Below are 25,231 nucleotides of genomic sequence, written 5' to 3'. Positions count from 1 at the left end.
TAGATAATCACTAATAGCAGATAACGTTAAACGGATAATTAATACCGCTAAACGGATTAAATAAATATGGAAATTAAACTCTCAACGTACCCGAAACGAAAAGTTATTTATGAGTATAAATACCTTGAAAATTTTAATGGGGTTAAAGATGTAGAAGAAACGGTAACGGAACTCGCTACAGATCGTTTCAGTTTAAAGATAATCCTAAAATGGTTTAGTGGGGTTCATATTACCATTGCCGAGATTGATCCTCAAATGGATCAGCGCTTTTTCTTTGAATCTTCTCCACAGCATATCGGTCTTTTATTTTGTTTGAGCGGTGCGATGAGTTACTGTAATAGCGATAGACAATCTAATTTTTTATCGCTGGTTAAAAATGAGCAGGATTTTAATGTGGGTCGGTTTAATTCTATTATATTTAATATAAAAGAAAAAACGAGATACGTTTACATACAGCTCACAGAGCAGTATTTTTGCCGGGTAACAGGCAAAGAACCTATTTACAATATCAAAACGGCAATCCAAAAATCAATTAAACCGGAAATCGGATTGGTATTGCAGCAAATCATCCAGCCCAGGTACGAGGGGAGGATAAAACGCCTATTTCTGGAAGCCAGAATATTCGACTTGATCATTGCATATTTTAATCAACTACTAAAAAAGGAAACGCGCGTAATAAAAGAAGATGATATAGAAAAAATTATGCTAGCCAAACAATTGGTGGAGGGCGATTTACAAAAACCGAATTCTTTAATAGCGTTATCCCGTAAAGTAGGGATTAATGATTATAAGCTTAAAATAGGTTTTAAAGAACTAACCGGACATACGGTATTTGGGTACCTGTATAAAATCAGAATGGAAAAAGCCCACCATCTGCTATCCAAAGAAAAGAAAACGGTAAATGAAGTTTCTTTTTTGGTAGGCTATAAAAATGCGCAACATTTCATTACCGCTTTTAAAAAGCAATATCATATTTTACCAGGAAGTTTAAACAAAACCTAAAAATGCAGCACAAACGTTTGTCTATCCTCTTACATCATTTATAATCAGATCGGCATCTACAATCGTATTGTAATAGGCCTGGTGTTTAACATTAGGGCTATGAATAAGATCCAATAGAATATTTGTAGCCTTCTGACCCTGCAAATACGGATATTGCTCTACCGATGCTATAGGTGAATGATCCAAATAACCGATGATAGGCAAATTTGCATAACTCACAATATCAAAATTGTGAATTATATCTAGCTTTTTGAGGTATTTGATCAGAAATAGCGCCACATAATCATTAAAGGCGACGATAGCCGTCGGTTTTCTTTTATGGTTTAAAAACTTTTCGGCTGCATCTATGGTACCCTGTTCAGTCAAATCGCAATTTAAGATCAATGATGGATCGAATTTTAAGCGGTTAGAGGTAATGGCCAGTTTATAGCCATCTTTGCGCTCATCACTCGCATATAAAGTATTGGGCCCGTTAATCATTCCTATGCTCCGGTGTCCTTTCCTTAAAAGATAGGTAACTGCCTTAACTGTTGCAGTTTCTAAGCTACAGGCAACGTAATGCACATTCTTAAACGGTGGTATCCGATCAAAAAATACAACCGGTATATTAAAAGAATTGAGTGTTTCGAAATGATCAAAATTAGAAGTGTCTTTACTGATGGATACCAATAAACCATCAACACGTTGATTCTTCATTTTTTCAACAAGCTTTACTTCCTGCTCATAACGATCGTGCGACTGGGCAAAAATTACTGTATAATTTTTCTTGATCGCTTCATCTTCAATCGCAGAAATTGCGATGGAAAAAAAGTGTTCTGATAGCTCTGGTAAAATTACGCCAATGGTATAGGTTTTTCCTTTTTGAAAAAGAATGGCTGCCTTGTTAGGCTCGTAGTTTAGCGATTTGGCCAGCTGCTTAATTTTATCTCTGGTAACCGCACCAATGCTCGGATGATCGTGCAGTCCCCTTGAAACACTGGATGGAGAAATATTTAAGATTTTGGCTATTTCTTTGATGGTTGTTGGTTTCGACTGCATGATGCCTACTAAACTACTACATTAAAATTGCTTCAATATAAAATGATACAAAATTAATCAAACGTTTGCGTTGTTTTTTTACTTTCTTTCATAAGCCTTGTTTGACAAAGAATGGGAAGAGTTCATCCTCAACCTGTAATCCACACGTCATATATACAGCGGCGACTTCATTTTTAAAATCATATTCATATTTTGGCTGCTTTTAATTCAAAAATGATCATCATATACATTTTACTTTTTATAGTCATCGCATTCCTCATTATAACCAATCTTCCGGTTTTTGGGCGTTTGCCTAAGGGATTACGGCTAGAAAAAATCCGCAACCTCAGTAATTATCGCGATGGTGCCCTGCAAAACGAGTCAATAACCTTAATGCAGCCAGAAGGTGTAAGCTTTTTTAAAATCTTAAATGCTTTCTTTTTCGAAAAACATCCAAACAAGGCTCCAGGTAAAGCGCTTCCATGCATTTCACCTAACATAAATGGCGGTCCGAAGGGAAATGCACCTGAAATTATCTGGTTTGGACATTCATCTTACCTGATTAAAATAAACGGTCGAAGGATCCTGGTTGATCCTATATTCAGCAAAACCCCTTCTCCATTTTCATTTATCGGAAGTAAGGCTTTTTTGGGTACAAATATTGTGAAGGCTGAAGAATTTAAAAATATAGATGTCCTCATCATCACCCATGATCATTATGATCATTTGGATTATGAGAGTATTTTAAAAATTTCACCACAAGTTAAAAGCATCGTTACCTCTCTTGGCGTAGGTTCACATCTGGAGCATTGGAAAATTAATAGAGAAAAGATAAGTGAACTGAGCTGGAACGAATCAATAACATTGTTTAACAATCTGCATTTAACAGCAGTTCCAGCCAGGCACTTTACCGGGAGAAAGTTTAAAAGGAATCAGACACTTTGGTCGGCCTTCGTATTAAAAACTGATAATTTCCGACTTTTTTTGGGCGGCGATTCTGGTTATGATACACACTTTGCCAAAATAGGTGAGGAGCACGGTCCTTTTGATTTAGCCTTAATTGAATGCGGACAGTACAATGCTTATTGGCCATATATCCATATGTTTCCTGAAGAAACGGTACAGGCTGCAATTGATTTAAAAGCGAAAATTTTAATGCCGGTGCATTGGGGTAAATTTAGCTTAGCCATGCACCCCTGGAACGAACCTGTTAAAAGGGTGGTTTTAGCTGCAGCGGCAAAACAGCTTCCATTGGTTACCCCAAAATTGGGCGAAACCATTATTTTGAACGAATATTTACCGACTGAAAATTGGTGGCTAAAAGAATAAAAACTAAACAATAACTGTACTGGCGTGTTTAATATCAAAATCAAATACCATTATGAAAACCGATCTTGTAGAAATTTTTCAGACCATTAGAGCCGGATTACAACCCTATGCCACCCGCGGATATACGGTGCACGAAAATTCGGAAAACGGATACGATCTGTATAGTGAAAAAAATATTGAATTAAGCGGAGAAAAAATAACTGAGCGTTTTTTTGCAGGTGTTTATATCAACGGGGATGCAGTGGAAGTTAAAATCAATACAGATGAATTTTCTGCAGAAAACCATCATCTATCCGATTTTGGCGATAAGAAAGCGGGGTTAAAAATTTCGGCACTTGATGATGAAAAGTTAAAGGAAGTAGAAACTTTAATCGAGATTATCCATACGAACTTTAAAGAAAAAGAATGGATTTAACAATCTGATGGTTAAATTTGCAGTAGATATTTCTGAATAACATTCTACTGATTGAATAATTTAACTTTTGAAAATAACTGGCACCATCAATTTAGCTTGGCTCTTGCTGATCATAAAATTGGGTGCTTTTTTTTTACAGAAGCCGGATTTCGGTTATTGCGGATTGATCATCAACTCATCATCCATCTGGTTTGTTTAAAAAACAGCTTTATTCCACAAGACCTTATTGAACTGCAAGAAAGACATTATCAAAAAGGCTTAAAACTTATTCACCTTTGGGAAGACCTGTGGTTAGCAAAACCAGATCAGGTATTAGCAAGAATAAAATCTTTGCTTGGCAAAAATAGCCGCATTCACGGTAGAAAAACCAGAATAGCAAAAATTACCAAACCAGTTGCCGATACTTTTTTAATTGAAAATCATTTGCAGGGCACTGTTAGCAGCCGTTACAAAATTGGTTTGTTTGAAAAAGATCAACTGGTAGCTGTTGCAACTTTTTCGGCATTACGCAAAATGAACCATACCGAAAATTACAAATCTGCAGAATTGATCAGGTTTGCAGTTAAAGCGGGTTATTCCATTACGGGTGGATTAAGTAAACTCATTTCTTTTTTTGCAGTGACATATCAACCTAACGACTTGATGACTTATGCAGATCGCGACTGGTCGGCAGGAGAGGCCTATATTAAATTAGGTTTTATGCAAACGGCCGTTTTGGAACCGCAGATTTATGTGCTGGATGAAAATCTCACCCGCCAGCTAAAAAAAGCTGATGAGGCTTTTGCACAGGAGGTGTTTAATACAGGAAGTTTAAAATTTATTCTCCAATTTTAATGGATCAGCATAATCTTATCATCATTTTAGGAGCCACCGCTTCCGGGAAAACCAAACTGGCTGTAAGCGTAGCGGATGCTTTAAATGGAGAAATTATTAGTGCAGATAGCCGTCAGGTATTTAAACAAATGGACATTGGCACCGGCAAAGATCTGCAAGAGTACCATATCAATGGCAAAACCATTCCACATCATTTAATTGATATTTTACCACCTGGCGAACGTTATCATGTAGATGCTTTTAAAAACGATTTCTACCAGGCATTCGAATCCATAACGCAAAAAAAAAGCATGCCCATCCTTTGTGGCGGAACAGGCATGTATATCCACAGCCTCTTGCAGCGTCAGCCATATACTGCAGTTCCCGTCAATCAACCCTTGAGAGATCAGTTAGATTTATTATCAAAGGAAGAGTTGATTTTAACTTTGCAAAGTATGGAGAGCCCAAGTACTGATCATGTTGATCTATCATCAAAAAAACGATTGATCCGGGCCTTAGAAATAGCAGATTATTTAAAAGATCACACATTGGAAACTGTAGACCGACCAGTGCTTAAACCGGTTATTTTCGGGTTGAAGAATGAAGTTGAAGTAACCAGGGCTAAAATTCTAAACAGACTGGACGAAAGATTCAAAGCCGGCTTAATAGAAGAGGTAATGGAATTACTGAAAGAGGGCATTAGTAAAGATATATTAATCTTCTACGGACTGGAATACAAATTTATTGTGAATTACCTTGATGGATTATCAACCTTTGAAGAGTTAAAATTAAAACTTGGCACCGCCATTTGTCAGTTCGCAAAAAGACAAAATACCTTCTTTAGAAAAATGGAAAAGGACAGTGTAGAGATTATTTGGCTTGATGCATCTGAATCGACAAACCTTCTAAAACAGAAAATCCTTGAAAAAGTTTCAGTTAATGAAAATTTAACAAGATAGGTCATTTTAAGATAACTTATCCCCTAAATTACATCAAAAAAGCCGTTTTGGCACAACCTTTGTATTTGTTGAAGCATATAATTTAACTCAAAAATAATAGCTTAAAATGAAAACAATTACTAAAATCATTGCTACTTCAGCAGCTGTCGTGGCTTTACTCTTTACTACAAATGCTAATGCTCAAACAGCTCCTAGAAATTTAGGTATAGGACTTAATGTAGGGGCTGGAACAACAACTGGCGTAGGTTTGGTTATTGGTGGCGATATCAGATACCAATTTAATGTTGACAAACAATTATCAATTCCTGTAACTGCGGGTTATAATAACTTTTCTAGAAAAGACTCTTATGGTGGTGGAAGTTTTGGAATTATCCCTGTAAAAGCTGGCGCTAAATATTTCTTTAACGATTCAGGCTCTGGTGCTTATGGATTAGCTGAACTTGGCGCTGGATTTGGAACCGAAAAAGGTTCGGGAACTTCGTTTGTTTATTCTCCTGCTATTGGATATTCATGGAGCAATGGCTTAGATCTAGCTGCTAAATATGAGGGTTATTCAAATAATGGAAGTATGGGATTTGCGGGTATTCGTTTAGCTTACGGATTTAGTTTGTAAGATCACTTACCTTATACTTAAAGCTCCAGCTATCGCTGGGGCTTTTTTTATTTATTATTATTTCTGAAAAAAATGAAAATTAGTAAATCCGAATGAAATCATATTACGTATATCTATCAAAACCTTAGTATTAACTTAATTTTATCGAATATGAAAACGATTACTAAAATTTTCGCTACAGCAGCCACTGCTGTAGCCGTGTTTGCAACTACTACATTAAAAGCGCAAACCATGACAGAAACTGATCCAAATCCGGCTCCGAAAGGAATGGCTTTTAAAATTGGAGTTGGTGTTAACGGTGGACTCTTTCGTGATCAATCACCAATGGATTATGCTTATGGAGCTGATTTAAAATTGCAGTGGGATTTAACGCCATATGTTGCCCTTACTGCTTCAGGTGGTTACACCAAATTAATGGCAAAAAATAATGCTATTGATGTTGATTTTATTCCTGCTAAAGGCGGTGTTAAAGTATTCCCAATTAAAAGAATGTATTTGGCAACAGAAGCTGGTGCAGGCTTTGCTATAAAAGATGGTGGCAAAACGAACTTTATCTATTCCGGTGGTTTAGGTTATGAGTTCGGCGGTTTTGATGCTGGTGTTAGATATGAAGGTTATGTAAACGATAGTTCGTCAGCAACCTATTTTAGAAAAACAGGCCAGTATGCATTAAGATTGGCTTACAATTTTAAATTATAATTCAAACATCATATAATCTTAGAGTCCCGATGAAAATTGGGACTTTTTTGTTTATTTACCATATTAATTGCTATTTTGAACCGAAAACCAAATACCATGAAAAAAATATTCGGGATAGCCATACTTACTACTTTAATGGCCTGCAGTCAGGCAGAGAAAAAATCTACAGAAACCAAAGACTCCACCAAAACTGATGCTGCATCTGTTAAAAATGAGGTTTCGATAAAAGACGAAAAGAAACTAGCCATATTTACAAATTATGTAGATTTAAAAAATGCGCTGGTAAAATCTGATGCTGCAAGCGCGCAAAAAACTGCTGCCGTATTAAAAAACAGTTTAGCTGCTTATGAGGGTTGTGAACCAACTGCAGAAATAGCTCAAAAAATTGCATCAAGTAATAACCTGGTTGTACAACGTAAAGATTTCACCGTTTTAAGTGCCGATATCATCGCTTTACTAAAAAATGCAGAAATAGAAAAAGGCACAATATATGTTCAACATTGCCCAATGGCGAATAAAGGAGATGGAGGAGACTGGCTATCAACAGAAAAGGAAATTAAAAACCCTTATTATGGTAATGAGATGTTGGAATGCGGTAGAGTTGCCGAAGAAATTAAAGCAAAATAACTGCTGAACATCAGTTAAATTAAGCATGATTGTTACTTCATTTTGACCAATTATTCATATTAATTTAACAGATTTGTTATGCATGTATATTAATTTTATATAATTTAGAAAGCTATAAACACAATACAATAATATGTCAGATATTGCAGAGATAAAAGTTGATGGTAAGACAGTAGAATTGCCAGTAATAACAGGAACAGAAGATGAAAAGGCCATTGATATTTCTAAATTAAGAGATTTAACAGGCTTCGTAACTTTAGATACTGGTTTTAAAAATACTGGTTCTACAAAAAGTAAAATCACTTTTTTAGATGGTGAAAAAGGCATTTTAAAATACAGGGGATATTCTATTGAAGAACTTGCGGCTAAGTCGAGTTTTTTAGAAGTAATTTATCTGATCATTTACGGTGATCTTCCGACGCAGCAGCAACTGGAAGATTTACAGGCTGATATCAGTCAGCATACGCTGATTCATGAGGATATGAAGAAGTTTTTTGATGGTTATCCATCAAGATCTCACCCTATGGGTCAACTGGGCTCACTGATCTTCTCATTATCTACATTCTATCCGGAATGTTTAAAACCAAATCAAACGGCAGAAGAGCAGAATTTAACCATTATTAAACTCCTGGCTAAATTCCCAACCATTGTTTCTTTCGTTTATAAAAAATCATTGGGTCACCCTCTTATTTATCCAAAAAATAAATATGACTATGTAACCAATTTTCTTTGGATGACATTTGGGCAACGTACAGAAGATTATGATGTGAACCCAATTGTTGTTAATGCGATGAACAAATTGCTAATTCTGCATGCAGACCACGAGCAAAACTGTTCAGCATCTACAGTTCGAATTGTAGGTTCTTCTGATTGTAATTTATATGCTTCAATTGCTGCTGGTATTGCAGCTTTGTGGGGACCATTGCATGGTGGTGCTAACCAGGCGGTAATTGATATGCTTGAATTGATTAAAGCTGACGGCGGCGATACGGAGAAGTGGATTGCAAAAGCGAAAGATAAAAATGATCCATTCCGCATGATGGGCTTTGGACACAGGGTTTACAAAAACTTCGATCCAAGAGCTAAAATCATTAAAAAAGCTTGCGATGATATTTTAGAAAACTTAGGTATTGATGATCCGATTTTAGAAATTGCTAAAAAATTAGAAGAAGCAGCGTTAACTGATCAATATTTCATCGACCGTAAGTTATATCCGAATGTAGATTTCTATTCGGGTATTATTTACCGCGCATTAGGTTTTCCATCTGAAATGTTTACCGTTCTGTTTGCTTTAGGCCGTTTACCTGGATGGATTGCACAATGGAAAGAAATGCACGAAAATAAGGAGCCAATAGGCCGTCCACGTCAGATTTACGTTGGCGAAACCGATAGGGAATTTGTTGAGCTTAAAGACAGGAAATAATTTATATTCACAAATTCATAAAAAAAGCTTCAGAAATTTCTGAAGCTTTTTTTATGTCTTATAGTTTCATCTAGGTGGCCACGTAATAAATTAAATTTAGCATAACCATTTCTGTAAGTTTAAGTGACACGTAATAAAGGATGACAATCAAGAACATTTTGCCTATAACCTTTTTACGTTGATAAAATACTTTTAAAGCGTTAAACATATACCAGCAAATCCAAGCAAATACGCCAAATTTTATAATGGTAAACATTATACCTTCGGTTCCAAAAACATACTTAATAAATGGCCTTGTTAATATTGATACAATGAAATAAGCAGTCATCCCGTGTATTGTAAATATCAAGTGATCAAGGTAATAGATATGATTTCTTCTAAAATTCCACATGATAAACAATGCCAGGAGTGGCATCAGCAAAAAGTATTGTTTTGGACGGTTATGCTCCAAAGTTTCTTGAATAACCTCTGATTTCTCCCCAATTGTAATGGCACGTTTTTTTATCAACCTGTCAAACCAATTATCCTTATCCTGAGGTTGAAGTATTTTTTGTCTCGCTAAATATGCCGCATATGTACTGTCGTTACGGTCATCATGAATTTTACTAAATTTTGAAATTACTTCAGTTAGCGAATCTGATTTTTTAGCTTTATTATGCTTTTTAAGGTTATCCAAAGTAATCGTCTGATCTTTAAAACTTAAACTTTTAAAATCTTCACGATCAAAATCTTCAGTGATTTTAGATGTGGTTTTGTTAATTATGCCAGTGCCAGTGTTAACTATTCCAGCATCTTTAAGTACTTTTTGTACACTATCAAGTGTGGCTTTTCTTTTTTGAGATTGAGCAGCAGTAACAGGCTTGTGCTTATTTTCTCTTTCAACATGTTCTGGCGAATAAGCCACTAAAAAGTAAACAATTGATACGAAAATGTACATGCTTACCGGATTAATGTACCGTGCTCTTTTGCCTGCTAAATAATCGAGTGTAACCTGACCGGGTTTGGTTAGGAGCGGGGCAAGCGTTTGAAAAAACTTATTGTCAAAATGAAAGTAATGTGCAATACTATGGCTAATAAAAGCCCAGAAACTTTCTTTTAATTCTAAATTTGGCTGACCGCAATCGCTGCAATAATGTTTCTCAACATGAGCACCGCAGTTTAAGCAATTGTGTTCTTTTCTATATTTACCAGCTGACATAAGAGGTTAATCGCAAATTATAAATGGTTAATGGCTTCTACTTCTGCCCGGGTATGTTTATGTTTAAATATCACCACAAAAACAATGGCAATAACCAGTACATAAATGGTAAAAGTTAGCCAGATGTTATGCCAGTCTTTTACATCCAAAGCCCTGCTCAAATCGCCGTTTGGCAATACATCTATTCCTTTATTTTTAAGAAATTTGAGCAGGTGTACATTGTCTGCATCACTTTTAACATATTTAGAGAGCGAACCAATAGTATGGTAATAAGTGGTAAAGAAACGGCTAATCATCCAGCCTGAAACCAAACTACCAAATACGGCACCGAAGCCATTAGTCATCATCATAAATAAACCCTGTGCAGAGGAGCGTATTTTCGGTGCTGTTGATGTCTCTACAAATAGCGATCCCGAGATGTTAAAGAAATCGAATGCCATTCCATACACGATACATGATGTGATAATCATCCAAAGGTTTGTTGATGGATCTCCGTAGGCAAATAAACCAAAACGAAGTACCCAGGCAAACATGGCAATGGCAATAACCCATTTAATACCAAATCTTTTCAAAAAGAAAGGAATGGCCAGAATAAAAAGCGTTTCAGAAACTTGCGAAATTGATAAGATGATCGTAGAATATTTTATTACAAATGACTCTGCAAAAACAGGAAATAATTTAAATTCATCCAGGAAAACATCTCCATAAGCATTGGTTAACTGTAATGCAGCACCTAAAAACATGGAAAAGATAAAAAATAAAGCCATTTTGTAATCGGCAAAAAGCTTAAAAGATTCAAGCCCAAGTTTTTGCGCAAATGTTTTCTTATCGCTAATTAAGTTTAAAGGCTTACAAGCTGGTAATGTAAAGGAGTATACGCCCAATAATAAGGCGCTTATGCCTGCAATGTAGAACTGGTTGGCGCTAGCTTTATTACCGGTTAAATTGGTAATCCACATGGCCGCAATAAAACCAATGGTACCCCAAACCCTAATGGGCGGAAAGTCTTTGATCACATCGAAATTACCGTTTTTTAAAGTGGTGTAACTTATCGAATTGCTTAAGGCTATGGTTGGCATGTAAAAACACATGGCTACCAGTATTACCCAGAAAAAAGTATGTGGATCATTCACCTGAGGCAGGTAGAACATGGTTGCCGCATATAGAAGATGCAAAATGGCATAAAGTTTTTCTGCATTTATCCACTTATCGGCTAAAATTCCGGTTATGGTAGGCATAAATAGCGACGCAATACCCATTGTAGAGAAAATGATTCCAAAGTCTGCCCCGTCCCATTGCTTTGTTCCAAACCAATAATTTGCAATTGTAATTAACCAGGCAGCCCACACAAAGAATTGCATGAAACTCATTATCGTTAAGCGAAACTTAACATTCATAATAATATTTTAGTTTGAATGATTGAAAGTAAAAGCTGAATATAGAACTATTTTGAATGATAATCCAAAATGAGCCTAAATTATTTTAAATAATCTGGCTCGTTTTAGAATTTAGCTTTTACAAATGTGATTGGAGAAAAAATTAGGGGCGATTTTAACAGGATAACACCTAAGATATGCTGATCTTAAGATTTACTGCGTTTATTCAATTCATCTCTCAACCTTGCTGCCTTTTCATAAGCTTCCTCGGCAATAGCATCGTGTAATTTTTGTTGAAGTTCTTCCAATGTTAAATCACCGAAGCCCGGTTGCTGGTTTGTTGAACTTGGTAAGTTATCGGATTCAGGTTCTTTTGCAATAGAATCCATATTTTCGAGGAAAAGAAAGTCATTACCCTCTATCACAATTCCTGCAGAAGCCAAAATAAATTCGTAAGTGTAAATCAAGGCATTAAACCGAACAGCCAAAGCAATAGCATCAGATGTTCTGGCATCAACTTCATGTGTATTTTTACCATCGCTACAAATTAATTTTGCGTAAAAAACACCGTCAACCAAATTGTATATGATAATTTCTTTGATATTGATATGAAAAGTATCAGCCATTGATTTGAATAAATCGTGTGTTAATGGCCTGCTAGGGGTCATCTTCTCAATTTCTATCGCTATAGCCTGAGCTTCAAATGCACCGATAATAATCGGTAAGCGCCGGCGTCCGTTTACTTCTCCTAAAACCAGGGCATAAGCACCAGATTGGGTCTGGCTGTAAGATAAACCTACAATATCTAATTTAACTTTTTTCATATTTGTGGTAAGACCTTATAGGTTTAATTCGGAGTATTTACGTTTTCAACGGCCTCATTGAGGGCTACGCCGTTTAAAAACCTATAAGGTCTATAATATACTATCCTTTATGTGCTTTTAATGCTTCAATTAATTTGGGTACAACTTCAAAAGCATCGCCTACAATACCATAATCTGCCACTTTAAAGAAAGGCGCTTCCGGATCTTTATTGATTACAACAATTACTTTTGATGAACTCACACCAGCCAAATGTTGAATAGCGCCAGAGATACCGATAGCAATGTAAAGGTTAGGACTAATCGCAATACCGGTTTGACCAACGTGTTCTGAATGCGGCCTCCAGTCTGCATCAGATACCGGTTTAGAACAGGCAGTAGCAGCCCCTAATAAACCCGCTAATTCTTCGATCATACCCCAGTTTTCAGGTCCTTTCAGTCCTCTACCAGCTGAAACCACTAATTCTGCATCAGGTAATGATACTTTATCAGTTGCCCTAACAATCTCTTTAATAACCGTTCCTAAATCTGATTGTTTAACATCTGCAGTAAAGTTTTCTATCGTTGCATCGGTAGCGTTTTCTTTAACACCAAATGCGTTAGGATTTAAAGCAATCACTTTATTAGCTGATGTTAAATCGGTAATAGCAAATGCTTTACCAGAGAAAGCTGTTTTCTTAACTGAAAATTTACCATCAGTACTTGGTAATTCTACTGCACCATCTGCTAAACCTGCTTTAAGTTTTACTGCAATACGTGGAGCTAAACCTTTACCAGAGAAAGAATTAGATAAGATTATGATATCTGCACCTTCTTTTTCAGCTGCTGCAGCGATAACACTTGCATAAGCTTGATTTACAAACGTCTTTAATTGATCGGCACTTACATTCAACACTTTTGATGCACCGTATTTACCCAATTCTTTCAATTCGCTGTCGGCTACATCGCCAATAGAAATAGCAGTTAAATTGGTTGATTGTTGATCGGCAATGGCTTTGGCATAAGATACGGCTTCAAAAACAGATTTCTTAAATTTACCCTCAGCTTGTTCTACATATACTAATACTGACATATTTTTATCCCGAAATTCCCTCATTTGGGAATTTAATTTTACAATGAATTAATTTTATTTATTATCTCTTTATAAACTGGCAACTGAACATTGCAACCTGCCAAGTAACTAGATTACTTTAGCTTCGCTATGTAAAAGGTCAATTAATGATTCCGTTTGATCTGCAGGAATTAATTTTACGGTTCCACGCGGAGCAGGGGTTTCATATTTAGTTACTTTGGTTACTGCTTCAGCATCAACCGCATCTACCACATTCAATGGTTTGGTTCTGGCGCTCATAATACCACGCATATTCGGAATTTTAGGTTCCGCTACACCTTCAGCACAGCTGGCAATAAATTTACCTGAAACAGTTAAAATTTCTTTACCACCTTCAATTTCTCTTTCTATCGTTGCATTATCGCCATCGATATCTAATTTTTTGATAATAGATACTGAAGGAATATCTAAAAATTCTCCTACCATAGCGGCAACCTGATTACCATTATAATCAATTGATTCGCGACCTGTTAAAATAAGATTAAAATCTTTATCCTTTGCATATGCTGCAATTTGTTTAGCCACGAAATAAGCATCTCTGGGAGCTGCATTTACCCTAACCGCATCATCGGCACCAATGGCCAATGCTTTTCTGATGGTTGGATCGTTAGCTGCTTCGCCAACATTGATTACTGTTACCGTTCCTTTTCCACCTTCCGTTAACTCAATTGCACGTGATAAAGCGATTTCATCATACGGATTAACAATATATTGAACTCCTGACGTATTGAATTCGGTATTATCATTAGTAAAAGTTATTTTTGTTGTTGTGTCTGGCACGTTACTGATACAAACTAATATTTTCATATGTTAATAGTGGTTTTATTGTTATGAACGATCTCGAACTAAAATTGTTTAACTATTGATCAGTCCATATACGATATGATTATTATATAAGGTCTTTCTGCAAATTTAATTAAAAAAGCAAGGAAATAAAATGTCATCCACCCGTTTAAGTAAGTTATTGGAATTTTTAGAAAGCGATCCTAACGATCCATTTATACTATATGCCTTAGCCACAGAGTATAACACTCAAAATGATAAAGAAAAGGCTTATTCTTTTTACCTTCAGTTAACCGATAAACATCCTGATTACGTAGGTACTTACTATCATTTAGGCAAGCTATTGGAAAAAGACGACCAAAAAGAGAAAGCAATCGAAATTTATCAAAAGGGAATGCAGGTCGCCCGAAATAAAAGAGATATGCATGCTTTTTCTGAATTACAGGGCGCTTATAATACAGCTGCCGGATTGGATTATGAGGATGATTAGGTCAGTTTTCAAGTTAACAGTTATCAGTTTAAATTAATGCAAAACAAACCTATCGCTGCCAAAAAGCAGTGGCTGTTTATTAGGAATGTTGTTTTTTTTACATTCACCTCTTTTGGAGGGGCGCAGGCGCACTTGTCTTTATTACTCAAATATTTTGTTCATAGCACCAAATTTATCTCAGAAGAGGAACTTTTGGAGTTAAATGCATTGGCCCAGGTACTCCCTGGCCCCGCATCTACACAAACCCTGGTTGGAATAGCCTGGAAAGTTGGAAAGCTTAAACTGGCCATTATTACTTTCCTGATCTGGATATTGCCCACGGCAACTGTAATGACTTTTGCAGCAATCAGTTATGCCTTGCTTGATCAAAAGCAAAAGTTTACCTATATCTTAGCATATATTCAGCCGATTGCACTGGGCATTGTAGCTTATGGTGCATGGAAACTTGGCAAAAAGGTTTTATCCTCACAGGTTTCCATATTTTTGGCCATTGCCTCGGTTATTGCTACATTGGTTTTAAAAAATGCCTATGTATTTCCATTATCCATATTAATAGGCGGAATGATCTCTTCGGCTATTGAGACACCGAAAGAAGAAACAGAATTAAGGGTTAAACTTTTTTCAAATATCAACCCCCGTAAACTGATCTATTTTCTTGGTGCTTTACTTTTGTTCGCATTGGTAGGCGCAATTATAAACAGAACTTCTCCCTTCAGTTTACCTATCCGTTTACTCGAAAACTTTTACCGTAACGGGATATTGGTTTTTGGAGGAGGGCAGGTGCTTGTTCCTTTAATGTTTACCGAGTTTGTAGAGATGAAACATTACCTGCCTTCATCCGGGTTTTTATCGGGTTTTGCCTTACAGCAAGCCTTACCTGGTCCAACGTTTTCTTTTACCAGCTACTTAGGTGCGTTAAGCATGAAGAATTTTGGATATGGATTATGGGGTCAGATTTTAGGCGGATTGATTGGTGTGATCGGGATTAATTTACCAGGCCTAATTCTTGTGCTATTTATTGTACCTTTTTGGGATGACCTGAAAAAAATTTCCAGAATCCGCCATAGTCTTTCCGGAATCAATGCCGTTAGTGTTGGATTTATTATTGCTGCTTTTGTACTATTACTAATACCAATGGGCTTTAACTGGTTGTTTTTGGGTATTATGCTCGCTACATTTCTATTGCTTAATTTCACTAAAGTAAGTCCGCCGATTATTGTATTGGCAGGTATTCTTATTGGATACATCCTTTAATCAGGAACATTGTTTTAAAATTACCAGATCAGATTGAACAGATCAAGTTTTAATGCAGGCTTGCTTTTTGATTTGTAAAAAAAGCCTTTAGGCATAAAAATCCCTTGCAATTGGTAAAATTGCAAGGGATTCTTTTATAATTTGATTCTGAAATGAGAAGAGTTTGATTGAGTTAACCATTCCATTACAGACTAAATCTTTGAACCATGTTATAGATTTCTCGACTAAGCTGCACTTCGCTCGAAATGACGATCAAAGAGGATAAAGAGGATTAAAAAGGTGGATCATCATCACTATAATCGTCCATTTTAGAAGGACGTATAATCACGTTGCTTTGTTTTTCAAAATCCTGTGAGGGATACATTCCAGCGGAAGGATCTGCAGCAAATGAATTTGGTGGCGCATTAAAATCATCTTCCAGATCCGTAAACTTCACAAACTTACCCACGAATTTAAGTGGTACAATTCCGGTTTCACCGTTACGGTGTTTTGCAATAATCACCTCACCGATACCAGCCTGCGACCTTCCCTGCTCATCTTCGGTAATGCCGTAATATTCAGGTCGGTACAAGAATAATACCATATCCGCATCCTGCTCAATTGAACCCGATTCACGTAAATCGGATAACATTGGTCGCTTTCCCTGTAAACCTGGCCTGCTCTCTACCGCACGACTTAATTGTGATAGGGCAAGCACCGGTACATCTAATTCTTTAGCAACCGATTTTAGCGCTCTTGAAATACTACCAATTTCCTGCTCACGGTTACCACCGCCTTTTCCTTCGCCTTTACCATGCATTAACTGCAAGTAATCGACAATTACCAATTGGATGTCGTATTGCGATTTTAATCTCCGGCATTTTGCCCTGAATTCAAAGATATTCAGTGCAGGCGTATCATCAATTAATAGGGGAGCTTCGGTTAAACGGCCAATTTTACTGTGTAACTGCTGCCATTCCCATTCCTGTAGATTTCCCTTTCTGATTTTTTCCTGCTCAATTTCTGCTTCTCCGGAAATTAAACGATTAACCAGCTGAACTGACGACATCTCCAGCGAGAACACGACAGTAGGTTTTGCAAAATCTACAGTGGCATTTCTTGCGCAAGTTAGTACGAAAGCCGTTTTTCCCATCGCCGGACGGGCCGCAATAATAACTAAATCTTGCTTTTGCCATCCGCCAGTTATTCTATCTAATCCGGTAAAACCTGTTGGCACCCCTGTTAAACCATCAGTTTTAGTACGAAGTTCTTCAAGCGTAGCTAACGACTGTTTAATAATATCGTCCATCTTTTGCGTATCTCTACGCAGGTTATTCTGGGCAATTTCAAAAAGGCCTTTCTCCGCCTGATCTAAAAGATCGAAAATATCAGTAGTATCTTCGTAGGCATTTGTAATGATTTCGGTCGAAATTCTGATCAGCTCACGCTGAATGTATTTCTGAGAAATAATACGTGCATGGAATTCTATATTCGCTGCAGAAGCAACACGGTTGGTTAAACTCGTAATGTAATAAGCGCCGCCTACCATTTCCAGAGAACCTAAAGTACGCAACTCGGCAGTTACGGTTAAAATATCTACCGGCTTCGATTTCTGAAATAGAATATGGATTGCTTCAAAAATTTTCTGGTGGGCAATGTTATAAAAAACCTCAGGTTTTAAAACATCAATTACAGCAGAAAGTGCATCTTTTTCGAGCATTAATGCCCCAAGAACGGCTTCTTCCAGATCCAATGCCTGTGGAGGAATTTTCCCCTGTGAACTTATGGTATTACTTAACCTGCTTTTTCTAGCAGTCATACTGTTCTTTCCGCCTTGTTCGTTATCGATACTCATTCCACAAAAGTAATCAAATTTTGATGCGGTTGTTTGAATTAGTTACTAGCTGTTTGTTAACAAATTGAAGCATAATCAGATTAAATTTTATCGGATTTATGGTGCCGTAAAAATTTTTAAACAATTAAATGTTAATAAGGAACACATTGTTTAGGGCTAAAACATTTTATTTGAATACTTTTGCCTAACAATTTCGAAACATGGATAATTTTAGAAGACCGCAACGGGCAAAAGAGAATAATGAGTTTGTATTTGGCATTAGGGCCGTAATAGAAGCCGTTAAAGCAGGAAGAGACATTGAAACCATTTATCAGCAACGCGGTCTGGGAGGCGAACTTTTCCTGGAACTCAAAGCCCTTCTAAAAGATACTTTAATTCCCTTAAACTCGGTTCCGGTGGAGAAACTGAACCGCATGTCGCAGAAAAATCATCAGGGTGTAATTGCAGTAATTTCTCCAATTACCTACCAAAATATTGAGGATATTGTTCCTGCAGTTTTCGAAAAAGGTGAAGTACCGTTAATTTTGGTTTTAGATAGTGTAACTGATGTTAGAAATATGGGCGCCATAGCACGTACAGCTGCCTGTGTAGGTGTTCATGCCATTGTTGTTCCACTAAAAAATGCGGCACAGATTAATGCTGATGCGATTAAAACGTCTGCAGGTGCATTATTCAGCATTCCGATTTGTCGCCATGCCAACCTGCACAAAACCTGCTTATTTCTGCAGGAAAGTGGCTTACAAGTTGTAGCTTGTACCGAAAAAACCAATGATTTTATTTATGCCCCAGATTATACCATGCCTACAGCAATTGTAATGGGCTCAGAAGATGAAGGAATATCTAATGATCTTTTAAGGGTAGCCGATCATTTGGCTAAAATACCAATGGCCGGAAAAATCGAATCGTTAAATGTTTCGGTAGCTGCCGGGGTAATTTTATACGAAGCAGTTAGACAGAGGATGTAAGATGTAAAAGGGGAGATGGATGATGGAATTCGTTTCAGCTATCTATATCCAACCAAATCCGTCATCCTGAACTTGTTTCAGGATCTATCAGCAAAATTTAATGGAAAAGGTGAGATGGGTGCAATTGCTTTAAGATTCCCGCCTGCGCGAGAATGACGACCGCCCTAATGGATTCTGACAATGGTACTTTTTTCAGGATCTTTTATAAAGTTAAAATAAGATGTTAAAATGCAAAATGGATGATGAAACTATGCACATCATCCATTTTACCTCTCACTTTATACCGCTCTATATAAACTTGTTTCCAAATCTGGATTTAACTTCTGCCACAAACTCTTTAACCTTTTGTTCTTCATTTCTTGGGCAGATCATGAGCATGTTATTGTTTTCAACCACAATGTAATCATGCAGTCCTTGTAAGATCACCAGTTTATCTTTTGGAACATTCACCATGCAATTTGATGAATCGAACATCAAAACTTGTTCTGAAGGGATAACCGCATTACCTACATAATCTTTCTCAGCCATTTCATAAATGGAGGCCCAGGTTCCTAAATCAGACCAGCCGAAATCAGATGGAAGCACGTAAACATTTTCTGCTTTCTCCATGATTCCGAAATCAATTGAAATATTGGTACATTGAAGATAGGCATTGTTAATAAATTCTTTTTCGCTGGCTTTATTCAATTCAGATCTTCCCACATTAAATATCTCATACATATCTGGCAGGTGTTTTTCGAAAGCATTCAAAATCGCTTTAGCCGACCAAATAAAGATACCTGCATTCCATAAGAAATCGCCGCTCTGCAAAAATGATTTTGCCAATTCTAAATTGGGCTTTTCGGTAAAGGTTTTAACTTTATGCAGATCAGTATCGGTATTAAGCACATAATCGGTATGCTGAATATATCCGTAACCGGTATCAGGACGGTTAGGCTTAATTCCCAAGGTAATTAAACAATCGTTTTTTGATGCAGCTTCTAAAGATTGCTCAATAGAGTCTACGAAGCCATCAATATTGGCAATGGTATGATCTGAAGGTGCAACTACAATGGTTGCATTAGGATTTAACTCTGCTATTTTTAAACTTCCATAAGCAATACAAGGTGCTGTATTTCTCATTAAAGGCTCGGCTAAAATCTGGTTATCTGTTAACAGCGGTAATTGTTGTTTAATCAGATCAGAATAGATTTCGTTGGTAACAATAAATATATTTTCAGGAGGACAGATATTTAGGAACCTTTCGTAAGTACTTTGAATGAGCGTTTTTCCAACACCGAAAAAATCGATAAACTGTTTTGGATACTCCGTTCTGCTTACCGGCCAAAAGCGACTTCCAACGCCACCGGCCATAATTAATGCATAATAGTCTTTATTCATTTTATAATTTAAAAATTACACAATGCCTTCATTTAAAAGATCGTGTAAATGGATGATGCCAAAGTAAGTATTTTGTTCCAGAACTAACAGCTGGGTTATATTGTTTTGTCTAATAATAGCTAAGGCATCAACAGCTAAGGCGTCAAATTGTATGCTCTTAGGCGTTCTGCCCATGATGTCTTCTGCTTTTAAGTCTGCAATACTACTGTTATTTTCCAACATCCGCCTAATATCGCCATCGGTAATAATGCCAAGCACCTTATCATCGCTATCTACAACAACTACAGCTCCCAAACGGTTTTTGCTAATTTCTATCAGTACATCTTTAACTGAAGCAGATGGGGGTATAGCAGGTTTTTCGTTGGACAGCGCCAAATCACCAGCTTTTAAATACAGTTTTTTACCCAATGAACCGCCCGGATGATATTTTGCAAAATCTGATTCATTAAATTCTCTACATTCTAACAAACAAATGGCTAAGGCATCGCCCAATGCCAATTGCGCAGTAGTACTGGTTGTTGGCGCCAAATTATGTGGACAGGCTTCTTTTTCAAAAGAAGTATTCAAAATCAGATCAGCCTGCTCAGCCAAAAAAGAATTTAATTCCCCAACCATCCCAATCAGAAGATTGCCCGATGTTTTCAATAAGGGGATAAGCACTTTAATTTCTGGCGTACTTCCACTCTTAGAAAGACAGATCACGATATCATCCACCTGGATCATCCCAAGATCGCCGTGAATAGCATCTGCAGCATGCATAAAAATGGCAGGTGTACCAGTTGAATTAAAAGTAGCCACAATCTTTTGCGCAATGATTGCACTTTTTCCTATGCCCGTTACAATTACCCGACCTTTGCCATTTAAAATGCTTGATACAACTTTTTCAAAATCGTCGTTAATATTCCTGGCAACATTTAATATTGCTGCTGCTTCGAGCGCTAAAGTGCCTATAGCTGATTGGATTATAGATTTTTTACTTTTCAAAGAGAAAATAATTGTTTGTTAATACTTGAAATTCTTGTAAAATTATGTTATTTTGGATACAAAAATAGCATCGCATATTTTATTACACAAAATGGACGTGAAAAAGTCGTTATTTGATAACCTACAAAATTTCTTCGGGTTTGATAATTTCAAGGGTGATCAGGAGTCGATCATTACCAATATTTTAGAAGGCAATAATACTTTTGTGATTATGCCTACAGGCGGAGGAAAGTCTATTTGCTATCAGTTGCCCGCTTTAATGAGCGAGGGAACAGCAATTGTGATTTCTCCATTGATTGCATTAATGAAAAACCAGGTAGACCAATTAAGGGCTTTTGGTGGAAATGACAGTATTGCTCACTTTCTTAATTCATCCTTAAACAAATCTGAAATTACACAAGTTAAATCTGACCTTTTAAGCGGTCAGACTAAATTATTGTATGTTGCGCCAGAGTCTTTGGCAAAACAGGATAATATTGATTTTTTAAACCTGATTAAAATCTCTTTTGTTGCCGTTGATGAAGCGCATTGTATATCTGAATGGGGACATGATTTCAGGCCAGAATACCGCAAGATTAAACAGGTTATTGCCGGTTTAGGGAATAATATTCCAATTATTGCACTAACCGCCACTGCTACGCCCAAAGTACAACAGGATATTATGAAAAACCTGGGTATGACGGAAGCAACATTGTTTAAATCTTCATTTAACCGGCCGAACTTATTTTACGAGATCCGCCCTAAACGAGATATTACCAAAGAGATTATTAAATACATCAAGTCTAATCCGGGTAAATCAGGAATTATCTATTGCCTTAGCCGTAAAAAAGTAGAGGAAGTGGCCGAAGCTTTAAACCTTAACGGAATAAGTGCATTACCATATCATGCAGGCCTGGATCCAAAGGTTAGGGCAGAAACGCAGGATAAATTTTTGATGGAAGATGCCGAGGTAATTGTTGCAACCATTGCTTTTGGTATGGGAATCGACAAACCCGATGTTCGCTTTGTCATTCACCACGATGTGCCGAAGAGCATGGAGGGGTATTACCAGGAAACGGGCAGGGCCGGACGTGATGGTGGCGAAGGGGTATGTATTGCTTTCTACTCTCAAAAAGATGTAGATAAACTGGCCAAGTTTATGAAAGATAAACCAGTTTCTGAAAGAGAGATTGGTACGCAGATATTAAAGGAGGTGATTGATTATGCAGAATCTGGCGTTTGCCGCCGTAAGCAAATTCTTCACTATTTTGGCGAAAACTTTAACGAAACTGGCTGTAACTGCATGTGCGACAACTGCAAAAAGCCTAAAAAACAGTTCGATGCCGAAAGTCAGTTATCTACCTTATTAAAGTTTATTGAGAAATCCGGAGAGAAATTTGACGATGCACACTTGCTAAACGTTTTCCTGGGCTTAGAAACAGCACAAACCATCGCATACGAACACAGTAAGGTTCCTGAATTTGGAATTGGCAAGGAAGATGGCGAATTGATGTGGAAGTCAATTATCCGCCAGGCGGTTTTAAATAATTTCCTTTTTAAGGATATCGATAATTACGGTTTATTAAAGTTAACCAAGCAGGGAAGAGATTTTATTGTTAATCCTTATAGCCTGAAATTTATACTGAATGAACCAATAGAAAACGGCACCGACGATGATGACGATGATGTAAAACAAGGTTCAGGTGCTTTGGATACCCATCTTCTGTCTTTACTGAAAGAGCTACGCAAAAAAATTGCGAAACAGAAAAGTGTGCCACCATTTGTGGTTTTCCAGGATCCATCTTTAGAGGAAATGTGTACGCATTATCCCATTACGATGGAAGAGCTTCGCCAGATTTCTGGTGTAGGTTCGGGTAAAGCCATGAAATTCGGGACACCTTTTATCGAATTGATCAAAAAATATGTGGAGGATAATGATATCGAACGGCCTATTGATCTGATTATTAAAACGCAGGCCAATAAATCGCAGATGAAAGTTTCAATTATCCAAAATATAGACAGACAGATTGGTTTGGAAGACATTGCTGATTCCAAAGGCATCACTTACGAAGAAATCCTGAAAGAAGTAGAATCGATTGTAAACTCTGGTACTAAACTTAACCTGAACTATTTCATTGATGAAGTAATTGACGATGATAGACAGGATGAGGTTTTTGACTATTTCAGAGCAGCTGAAAGCGATTCTATAGATGAAGCGCTTAATGAACTGGGTGAAACCGATTACACCCGAGAAGAAATTCAATTGATGCGGATTAAATTCATGTCAGAATTAGGAAACTAAAACCAGATGTGAGATTTGAGATGTGAGATTTGAGAAAAACTTACCTCTCAAATCTCACATCTCACATCTCAAATCTCATACCTCATACCCCAACTATGCTTAACTATTTAGATAAATTAAAAAATACAGATTCGGGAAATTTCTTTTTAATGGCTGGTCCATGTGCTATTGAAGGCGAAGATATTGCCATGAGAATCGCTGATAAGATTATTACGATTACCGATAAACTGCAGATTCCATATATTTTTAAGGGTTCATACCGCAAGGCAAACAGGAGCAAAGGGAGTTCTTTTACGGGCATTGGTGATGAAAAAGCCTTAAGGATTTTAGAAAGAATTGGTAGAGAATTTGGTGTGCCAACAGTTACCGATATTCACGAAAGCGGTGAAGCAGCTATGGCTGCTGCTTATGTGGATGTATTGCAGATTCCTGCATTTTTATGCCGCCAAACCGATTTGTTAATTGCTGCTGCCGAAACCGGAAAGGTAGTTAACGTAAAAAAGGGCCAGTTTTTATCGGCTGGATCAATGAAATTTGCTGTCGAAAAAGTAAAAGAAGCTGGCAACAATAAAGTCATCTTAACGGATAGGGGCAATACCTTTGGTTACCAGGACCTGATTGTAGATTATCGTGGTTTACCAGAAATGCAAAGTTTTGGTGTGCCGGTAGTAATGGACTGTACACATAGTTTACAACAGCCTAACCAAAGCAGCGGTGTTACTGGTGGTAAACCAGAACTCATTTCTACCATTGCCAAAGCAGCCATTGCAGTTGGTGCAGATGGCTTATTCATAGAAACACATCCTGATCCTGCAAATGCGAAATCAGATGGTGCCAATATGCTTCACCTTGATTTGCTTGAAGAAACTTTAATCAAATTAGTTCGCTTAAGACAAGCTGTTATCTAATGGCGGCTAACAAAGGGGTTTTCTTAACTGCAGAATGGCGTAAGTTGGCACTTGCGCAATATGCGGTTGATCAGCAAATTCTTTTAAAATATCTTCCTCCATATACTGAACTGGATACCTGGCAAGGGAAATACTACGTTAGCTTGGTTGGTTTTATGTTTGTTAATGTAAAGTTACGAGGCTTTAATATTCCATTCCATACCAATTTTGAGGAAGTTAACCTGCGCTTTTATGTTCGGTTTAAAGACGGTAAAGAATGGAAAAGAGGAGTTGTGTTTGTTAAAGAAATTGTCGCTTTACCCGCAATAACACTTGTTGCAAATACCATTTATAAAGAAAATTACCAAACTTTACCAATGAAACATGTTTGGATAGCGAAGGAAAACGAGCTTGAGGTGGATTATCTCTGGAAAAATAAAACATGGAATAATTTTAAGGTAATTGCAGATGCCCAGGCAGAAGAAATTAGACCGGGTAGCGAAGAAGAATTTATCACAGAGCATTACTGGGGTTATACCAACATTGGTCACAACAAAATATCGGAGTATGGGGTAGAACATCCGCGCTGGCAAGCCTATCCCGTGAAAAGTTATAAAATCAATGCCGATTTTGGAATAAATTATGGAGATGATTTTGCTTTCTTAAATCATGCCCAGCCAGATTCTGTTTTCTTAGCAGAAGGATCAGAAATTAAGGTGCTTAAGGGAAAACAATTTTAGATTAATTTTATCATCATTTGAATCAAATGCGTGATAATGACCACGCTAAATTTGCTTTAATTTTCTCGTGAAACCAAAAATGCGCTCAAGTGTATTTCGGACGCATAAGAAGCAATATTGTAGTACACAAGTTCGAACAATAAGCGGCATAATTGGTTATTATATTTGTTAATGTTATCTCCTGGGCGTAACTTTTCTTTTACCTATCAAATTAAAGGAAATTACTTTAA

Annotated in this window: 24 protein-coding genes; 15 read left to right on the top strand and 9 right to left on the bottom strand. The window is 37.0% G+C overall.

Annotated elements, in window-relative coordinates; genetic code table 11:
* Positions 1-66 precede the first annotated feature (66 nt).
* Entirely contained in the window at positions 67-1,002 is a 936-nt protein-coding gene (locus tag BLR60_RS02080; RefSeq protein WP_090496391.1) for a helix-turn-helix domain-containing protein, read from the top strand.
* 21 nt (positions 1,003-1,023) lie between these two features.
* Here BLR60_RS02080 and BLR60_RS02075 read toward each other — a convergent pair whose 3' ends face one another.
* The gene (locus BLR60_RS02075) at positions 1,024-2,040 is read right to left on the bottom strand and encodes a LacI family DNA-binding transcriptional regulator (protein WP_090496390.1); all 1,017 of its coding nucleotides are present in this window, start codon (positions 2,038-2,040) and stop codon (positions 1,024-1,026) included.
* Positions 2,041-2,253: 213 nt separating this feature from the next.
* Between BLR60_RS02075 and BLR60_RS02070 the strand changes: the two genes are divergently transcribed.
* The 8 genes from BLR60_RS02070 to BLR60_RS02035 all read left to right on the top strand — a co-directional run bounded on the left by BLR60_RS02070 (position 2,254) and on the right by BLR60_RS02035 (position 8,897).
* Entirely contained in the window at positions 2,254-3,348 is a 1,095-nt protein-coding gene (locus tag BLR60_RS02070; protein ID WP_090496389.1) for an MBL fold metallo-hydrolase, read from the top strand.
* Positions 3,349-3,400: 52 nt separating this feature from the next.
* Positions 3,401-3,763, top strand: a complete 363-nt coding sequence (locus BLR60_RS02065) for a hypothetical protein (RefSeq protein WP_090496388.1) — start codon at positions 3,401-3,403, stop codon at positions 3,761-3,763.
* A 51-nt stretch (positions 3,764-3,814) separates the two neighbouring features.
* Complete coding sequence (locus tag BLR60_RS02060; protein ID WP_090496387.1) at positions 3,815-4,597, top strand: PDDEXK family nuclease; 783 nt, start codon at positions 3,815-3,817, stop codon at positions 4,595-4,597.
* On the top strand, positions 4,597-5,535 hold the full coding sequence (miaA, locus tag BLR60_RS02055; RefSeq protein WP_090496386.1) for a tRNA (adenosine(37)-N6)-dimethylallyltransferase MiaA: 939 nt from the start codon (positions 4,597-4,599) through the stop codon (positions 5,533-5,535). The genes BLR60_RS02060 and miaA overlap by 1 nt, the downstream gene beginning before the upstream one ends.
* A 106-nt stretch (positions 5,536-5,641) precedes the next feature.
* A complete protein-coding gene (locus tag BLR60_RS02050) occupies positions 5,642-6,148 on the top strand; it encodes a hypothetical protein (RefSeq protein ID WP_090496385.1) in 507 nt (168 codons plus the stop codon).
* Positions 6,149-6,298: 150 nt separating this feature from the next.
* Positions 6,299-6,847 carry a hypothetical protein gene (locus tag BLR60_RS02045; protein WP_090496384.1) on the top strand — a complete coding sequence of 183 codons (549 nt, stop codon included), beginning with the start codon at positions 6,299-6,301 and terminating at the stop codon, positions 6,845-6,847.
* A gap of 96 nt (positions 6,848-6,943) precedes the next feature.
* A complete protein-coding gene (locus BLR60_RS02040; protein ID WP_090496383.1) occupies positions 6,944-7,474 on the top strand; it encodes a DUF3347 domain-containing protein in 531 nt (176 codons plus the stop codon).
* 133 nt (positions 7,475-7,607) lie between these two features.
* Positions 7,608-8,897, top strand: a complete 1,290-nt coding sequence (locus BLR60_RS02035) for a citrate synthase (protein WP_090496382.1) — start codon at positions 7,608-7,610, stop codon at positions 8,895-8,897.
* Between the two features lie 70 nt (positions 8,898-8,967).
* Here BLR60_RS02035 and BLR60_RS02030 read toward each other — a convergent pair whose 3' ends face one another.
* From BLR60_RS02030 to BLR60_RS02010, 5 genes are all read right to left on the bottom strand, one after another.
* The gene (locus BLR60_RS02030) at positions 8,968-10,095 is read right to left on the bottom strand and encodes a DUF3667 domain-containing protein (protein ID WP_090496381.1); all 1,128 of its coding nucleotides are present in this window, start codon (positions 10,093-10,095) and stop codon (positions 8,968-8,970) included.
* Positions 10,096-10,112: 17 nt separating this feature from the next.
* Entirely contained in the window at positions 10,113-11,492 is a 1,380-nt protein-coding gene (locus BLR60_RS02025) for a nucleoside permease (RefSeq protein ID WP_090496380.1), read from the bottom strand.
* 185 nt (positions 11,493-11,677) lie between these two features.
* Complete coding sequence (locus BLR60_RS02020; RefSeq protein ID WP_090496379.1) at positions 11,678-12,295, bottom strand: bifunctional nuclease family protein; 618 nt, start codon at positions 12,293-12,295, stop codon at positions 11,678-11,680.
* 100 nt (positions 12,296-12,395) lie between these two features.
* The gene (locus BLR60_RS02015; RefSeq protein ID WP_090496702.1) at positions 12,396-13,364 is read right to left on the bottom strand and encodes an electron transfer flavoprotein subunit alpha/FixB family protein; all 969 of its coding nucleotides are present in this window, start codon (positions 13,362-13,364) and stop codon (positions 12,396-12,398) included.
* A 108-nt stretch (positions 13,365-13,472) separates the two neighbouring features.
* On the bottom strand, positions 13,473-14,210 hold the full coding sequence (locus BLR60_RS02010; RefSeq protein ID WP_090496378.1) for an electron transfer flavoprotein subunit beta/FixA family protein: 738 nt from the start codon (positions 14,208-14,210) through the stop codon (positions 13,473-13,475).
* Positions 14,211-14,340: 130 nt separating this feature from the next.
* Here BLR60_RS02010 and BLR60_RS02005 point away from each other — a divergent pair, with 130 nt between their 5' ends.
* Positions 14,341-14,676 (top strand): tetratricopeptide repeat protein, encoded by a 336-nt coding sequence (locus BLR60_RS02005; protein ID WP_090496377.1) that lies wholly within the window; start codon positions 14,341-14,343, stop codon positions 14,674-14,676.
* A gap of 36 nt (positions 14,677-14,712) precedes the next feature.
* Complete coding sequence (gene chrA / locus BLR60_RS02000; protein WP_090496376.1) at positions 14,713-15,930, top strand: chromate efflux transporter; 1,218 nt, start codon at positions 14,713-14,715, stop codon at positions 15,928-15,930.
* 271 nt (positions 15,931-16,201) lie between these two features.
* On the opposite strand, the gene dnaB is transcribed toward chrA, so the two are convergent.
* A complete protein-coding gene (gene dnaB / locus BLR60_RS01995) occupies positions 16,202-17,764 on the bottom strand; it encodes a replicative DNA helicase (RefSeq protein ID WP_090496375.1) in 1,563 nt (520 codons plus the stop codon).
* A 200-nt stretch (positions 17,765-17,964) separates the two neighbouring features.
* On the opposite strand from dnaB, the gene rlmB reads away from it, so the two are divergent.
* A complete protein-coding gene (rlmB, locus tag BLR60_RS01990; protein WP_090496374.1) occupies positions 17,965-18,729 on the top strand; it encodes a 23S rRNA (guanosine(2251)-2'-O)-methyltransferase RlmB in 765 nt (254 codons plus the stop codon).
* Between the two features lie 288 nt (positions 18,730-19,017).
* Here the strand turns inward: rlmB and BLR60_RS01985 are convergent, their stop codons facing one another.
* Both BLR60_RS01985 and BLR60_RS01980 read right to left on the bottom strand, forming a co-directional pair.
* Positions 19,018-20,109 (bottom strand): mannose-1-phosphate guanylyltransferase, encoded by a 1,092-nt coding sequence (locus BLR60_RS01985; RefSeq protein ID WP_090496373.1) that lies wholly within the window; start codon positions 20,107-20,109, stop codon positions 19,018-19,020.
* Positions 20,110-20,124: 15 nt separating this feature from the next.
* Positions 20,125-21,093, bottom strand: coding sequence for a KpsF/GutQ family sugar-phosphate isomerase (locus BLR60_RS01980; protein ID WP_090496372.1), 969 nt, complete (start codon positions 21,091-21,093; stop codon positions 20,125-20,127).
* 91 nt (positions 21,094-21,184) lie between these two features.
* On the opposite strand from BLR60_RS01980, the gene recQ reads away from it, so the two are divergent.
* The 3 genes from recQ to BLR60_RS01965 all read left to right on the top strand — a co-directional run bounded on the left by recQ (position 21,185) and on the right by BLR60_RS01965 (position 25,001).
* Positions 21,185-23,374, top strand: coding sequence for a DNA helicase RecQ (gene recQ, locus BLR60_RS01975; RefSeq protein ID WP_090496371.1), 2,190 nt, complete (start codon positions 21,185-21,187; stop codon positions 23,372-23,374).
* A 95-nt stretch (positions 23,375-23,469) separates the two neighbouring features.
* Positions 23,470-24,282, top strand: coding sequence for a 3-deoxy-8-phosphooctulonate synthase (kdsA, locus tag BLR60_RS01970; protein ID WP_090496370.1), 813 nt, complete (start codon positions 23,470-23,472; stop codon positions 24,280-24,282).
* Positions 24,282-25,001, top strand: coding sequence for a YqjF family protein (locus BLR60_RS01965; protein ID WP_090496369.1), 720 nt, complete (start codon positions 24,282-24,284; stop codon positions 24,999-25,001). Before kdsA ends, BLR60_RS01965 begins: the two co-directional genes overlap by 1 nt.
* Positions 25,002-25,231 lie beyond the last annotated feature (230 nt).

The organism is Pedobacter terrae, from assembly GCF_900100705.1.
Lineage (GTDB): Bacteria > Bacteroidota > Bacteroidia > Sphingobacteriales > Sphingobacteriaceae > Pedobacter > Pedobacter terrae.
This window is presented reverse-complemented; position numbering and strand designations above follow the sequence as displayed.

Bases quoted from the DNA above. Each gene is read 5' to 3' on its own strand.
- BLR60_RS02080 (WP_090496391.1), top strand. From the start codon at position 67: ATGGAAATTAAACTCTCAACGTACCCGAAACGAAAAGTTATTTATGAG.
- BLR60_RS02075 (WP_090496390.1), bottom strand. From the start codon at position 2,040: ATGCAGTCGAAACCAACAACCATCAAAGAAATAGCCAAAATCTTAAAT.
- BLR60_RS02070 (WP_090496389.1), top strand. From the start codon at position 2,254: ATGATCATCATATACATTTTACTTTTTATAGTCATCGCATTCCTCATT.
- BLR60_RS02065 (WP_090496388.1), top strand. From the start codon at position 3,401: ATGAAAACCGATCTTGTAGAAATTTTTCAGACCATTAGAGCCGGATTA.
- miaA (WP_090496386.1), top strand. From the start codon at position 4,597: ATGGATCAGCATAATCTTATCATCATTTTAGGAGCCACCGCTTCCGGG.
- BLR60_RS02050 (WP_090496385.1), top strand. From the start codon at position 5,642: ATGAAAACAATTACTAAAATCATTGCTACTTCAGCAGCTGTCGTGGCT.
- BLR60_RS02045 (WP_090496384.1), top strand. From the start codon at position 6,299: ATGAAAACGATTACTAAAATTTTCGCTACAGCAGCCACTGCTGTAGCC.
- BLR60_RS02040 (WP_090496383.1), top strand. From the start codon at position 6,944: ATGAAAAAAATATTCGGGATAGCCATACTTACTACTTTAATGGCCTGC.
- BLR60_RS02035 (WP_090496382.1), top strand. From the start codon at position 7,608: ATGTCAGATATTGCAGAGATAAAAGTTGATGGTAAGACAGTAGAATTG.
- BLR60_RS02030 (WP_090496381.1), bottom strand. From the start codon at position 10,095: ATGTCAGCTGGTAAATATAGAAAAGAACACAATTGCTTAAACTGCGGT.
- BLR60_RS02025 (WP_090496380.1), bottom strand. From the start codon at position 11,492: ATGAATGTTAAGTTTCGCTTAACGATAATGAGTTTCATGCAATTCTTT.
- BLR60_RS02020 (WP_090496379.1), bottom strand. From the start codon at position 12,295: ATGAAAAAAGTTAAATTAGATATTGTAGGTTTATCTTACAGCCAGACC.
- BLR60_RS02015 (WP_090496702.1), bottom strand. From the start codon at position 13,364: ATGTCAGTATTAGTATATGTAGAACAAGCTGAGGGTAAATTTAAGAAA.
- BLR60_RS02010 (WP_090496378.1), bottom strand. From the start codon at position 14,210: ATGAAAATATTAGTTTGTATCAGTAACGTGCCAGACACAACAACAAAA.
- BLR60_RS02005 (WP_090496377.1), top strand. From the start codon at position 14,341: ATGTCATCCACCCGTTTAAGTAAGTTATTGGAATTTTTAGAAAGCGAT.
- chrA (WP_090496376.1), top strand. From the start codon at position 14,713: ATGCAAAACAAACCTATCGCTGCCAAAAAGCAGTGGCTGTTTATTAGG.
- dnaB (WP_090496375.1), bottom strand. From the start codon at position 17,764: ATGAGTATCGATAACGAACAAGGCGGAAAGAACAGTATGACTGCTAGA.
- rlmB (WP_090496374.1), top strand. From the start codon at position 17,965: ATGGATAATTTTAGAAGACCGCAACGGGCAAAAGAGAATAATGAGTTT.
- BLR60_RS01985 (WP_090496373.1), bottom strand. From the start codon at position 20,109: ATGAATAAAGACTATTATGCATTAATTATGGCCGGTGGCGTTGGAAGT.
- recQ (WP_090496371.1), top strand. From the start codon at position 21,185: ATGGACGTGAAAAAGTCGTTATTTGATAACCTACAAAATTTCTTCGGG.
- kdsA (WP_090496370.1), top strand. From the start codon at position 23,470: ATGCTTAACTATTTAGATAAATTAAAAAATACAGATTCGGGAAATTTC.
- BLR60_RS01965 (WP_090496369.1), top strand. From the start codon at position 24,282: ATGGCGGCTAACAAAGGGGTTTTCTTAACTGCAGAATGGCGTAAGTTG.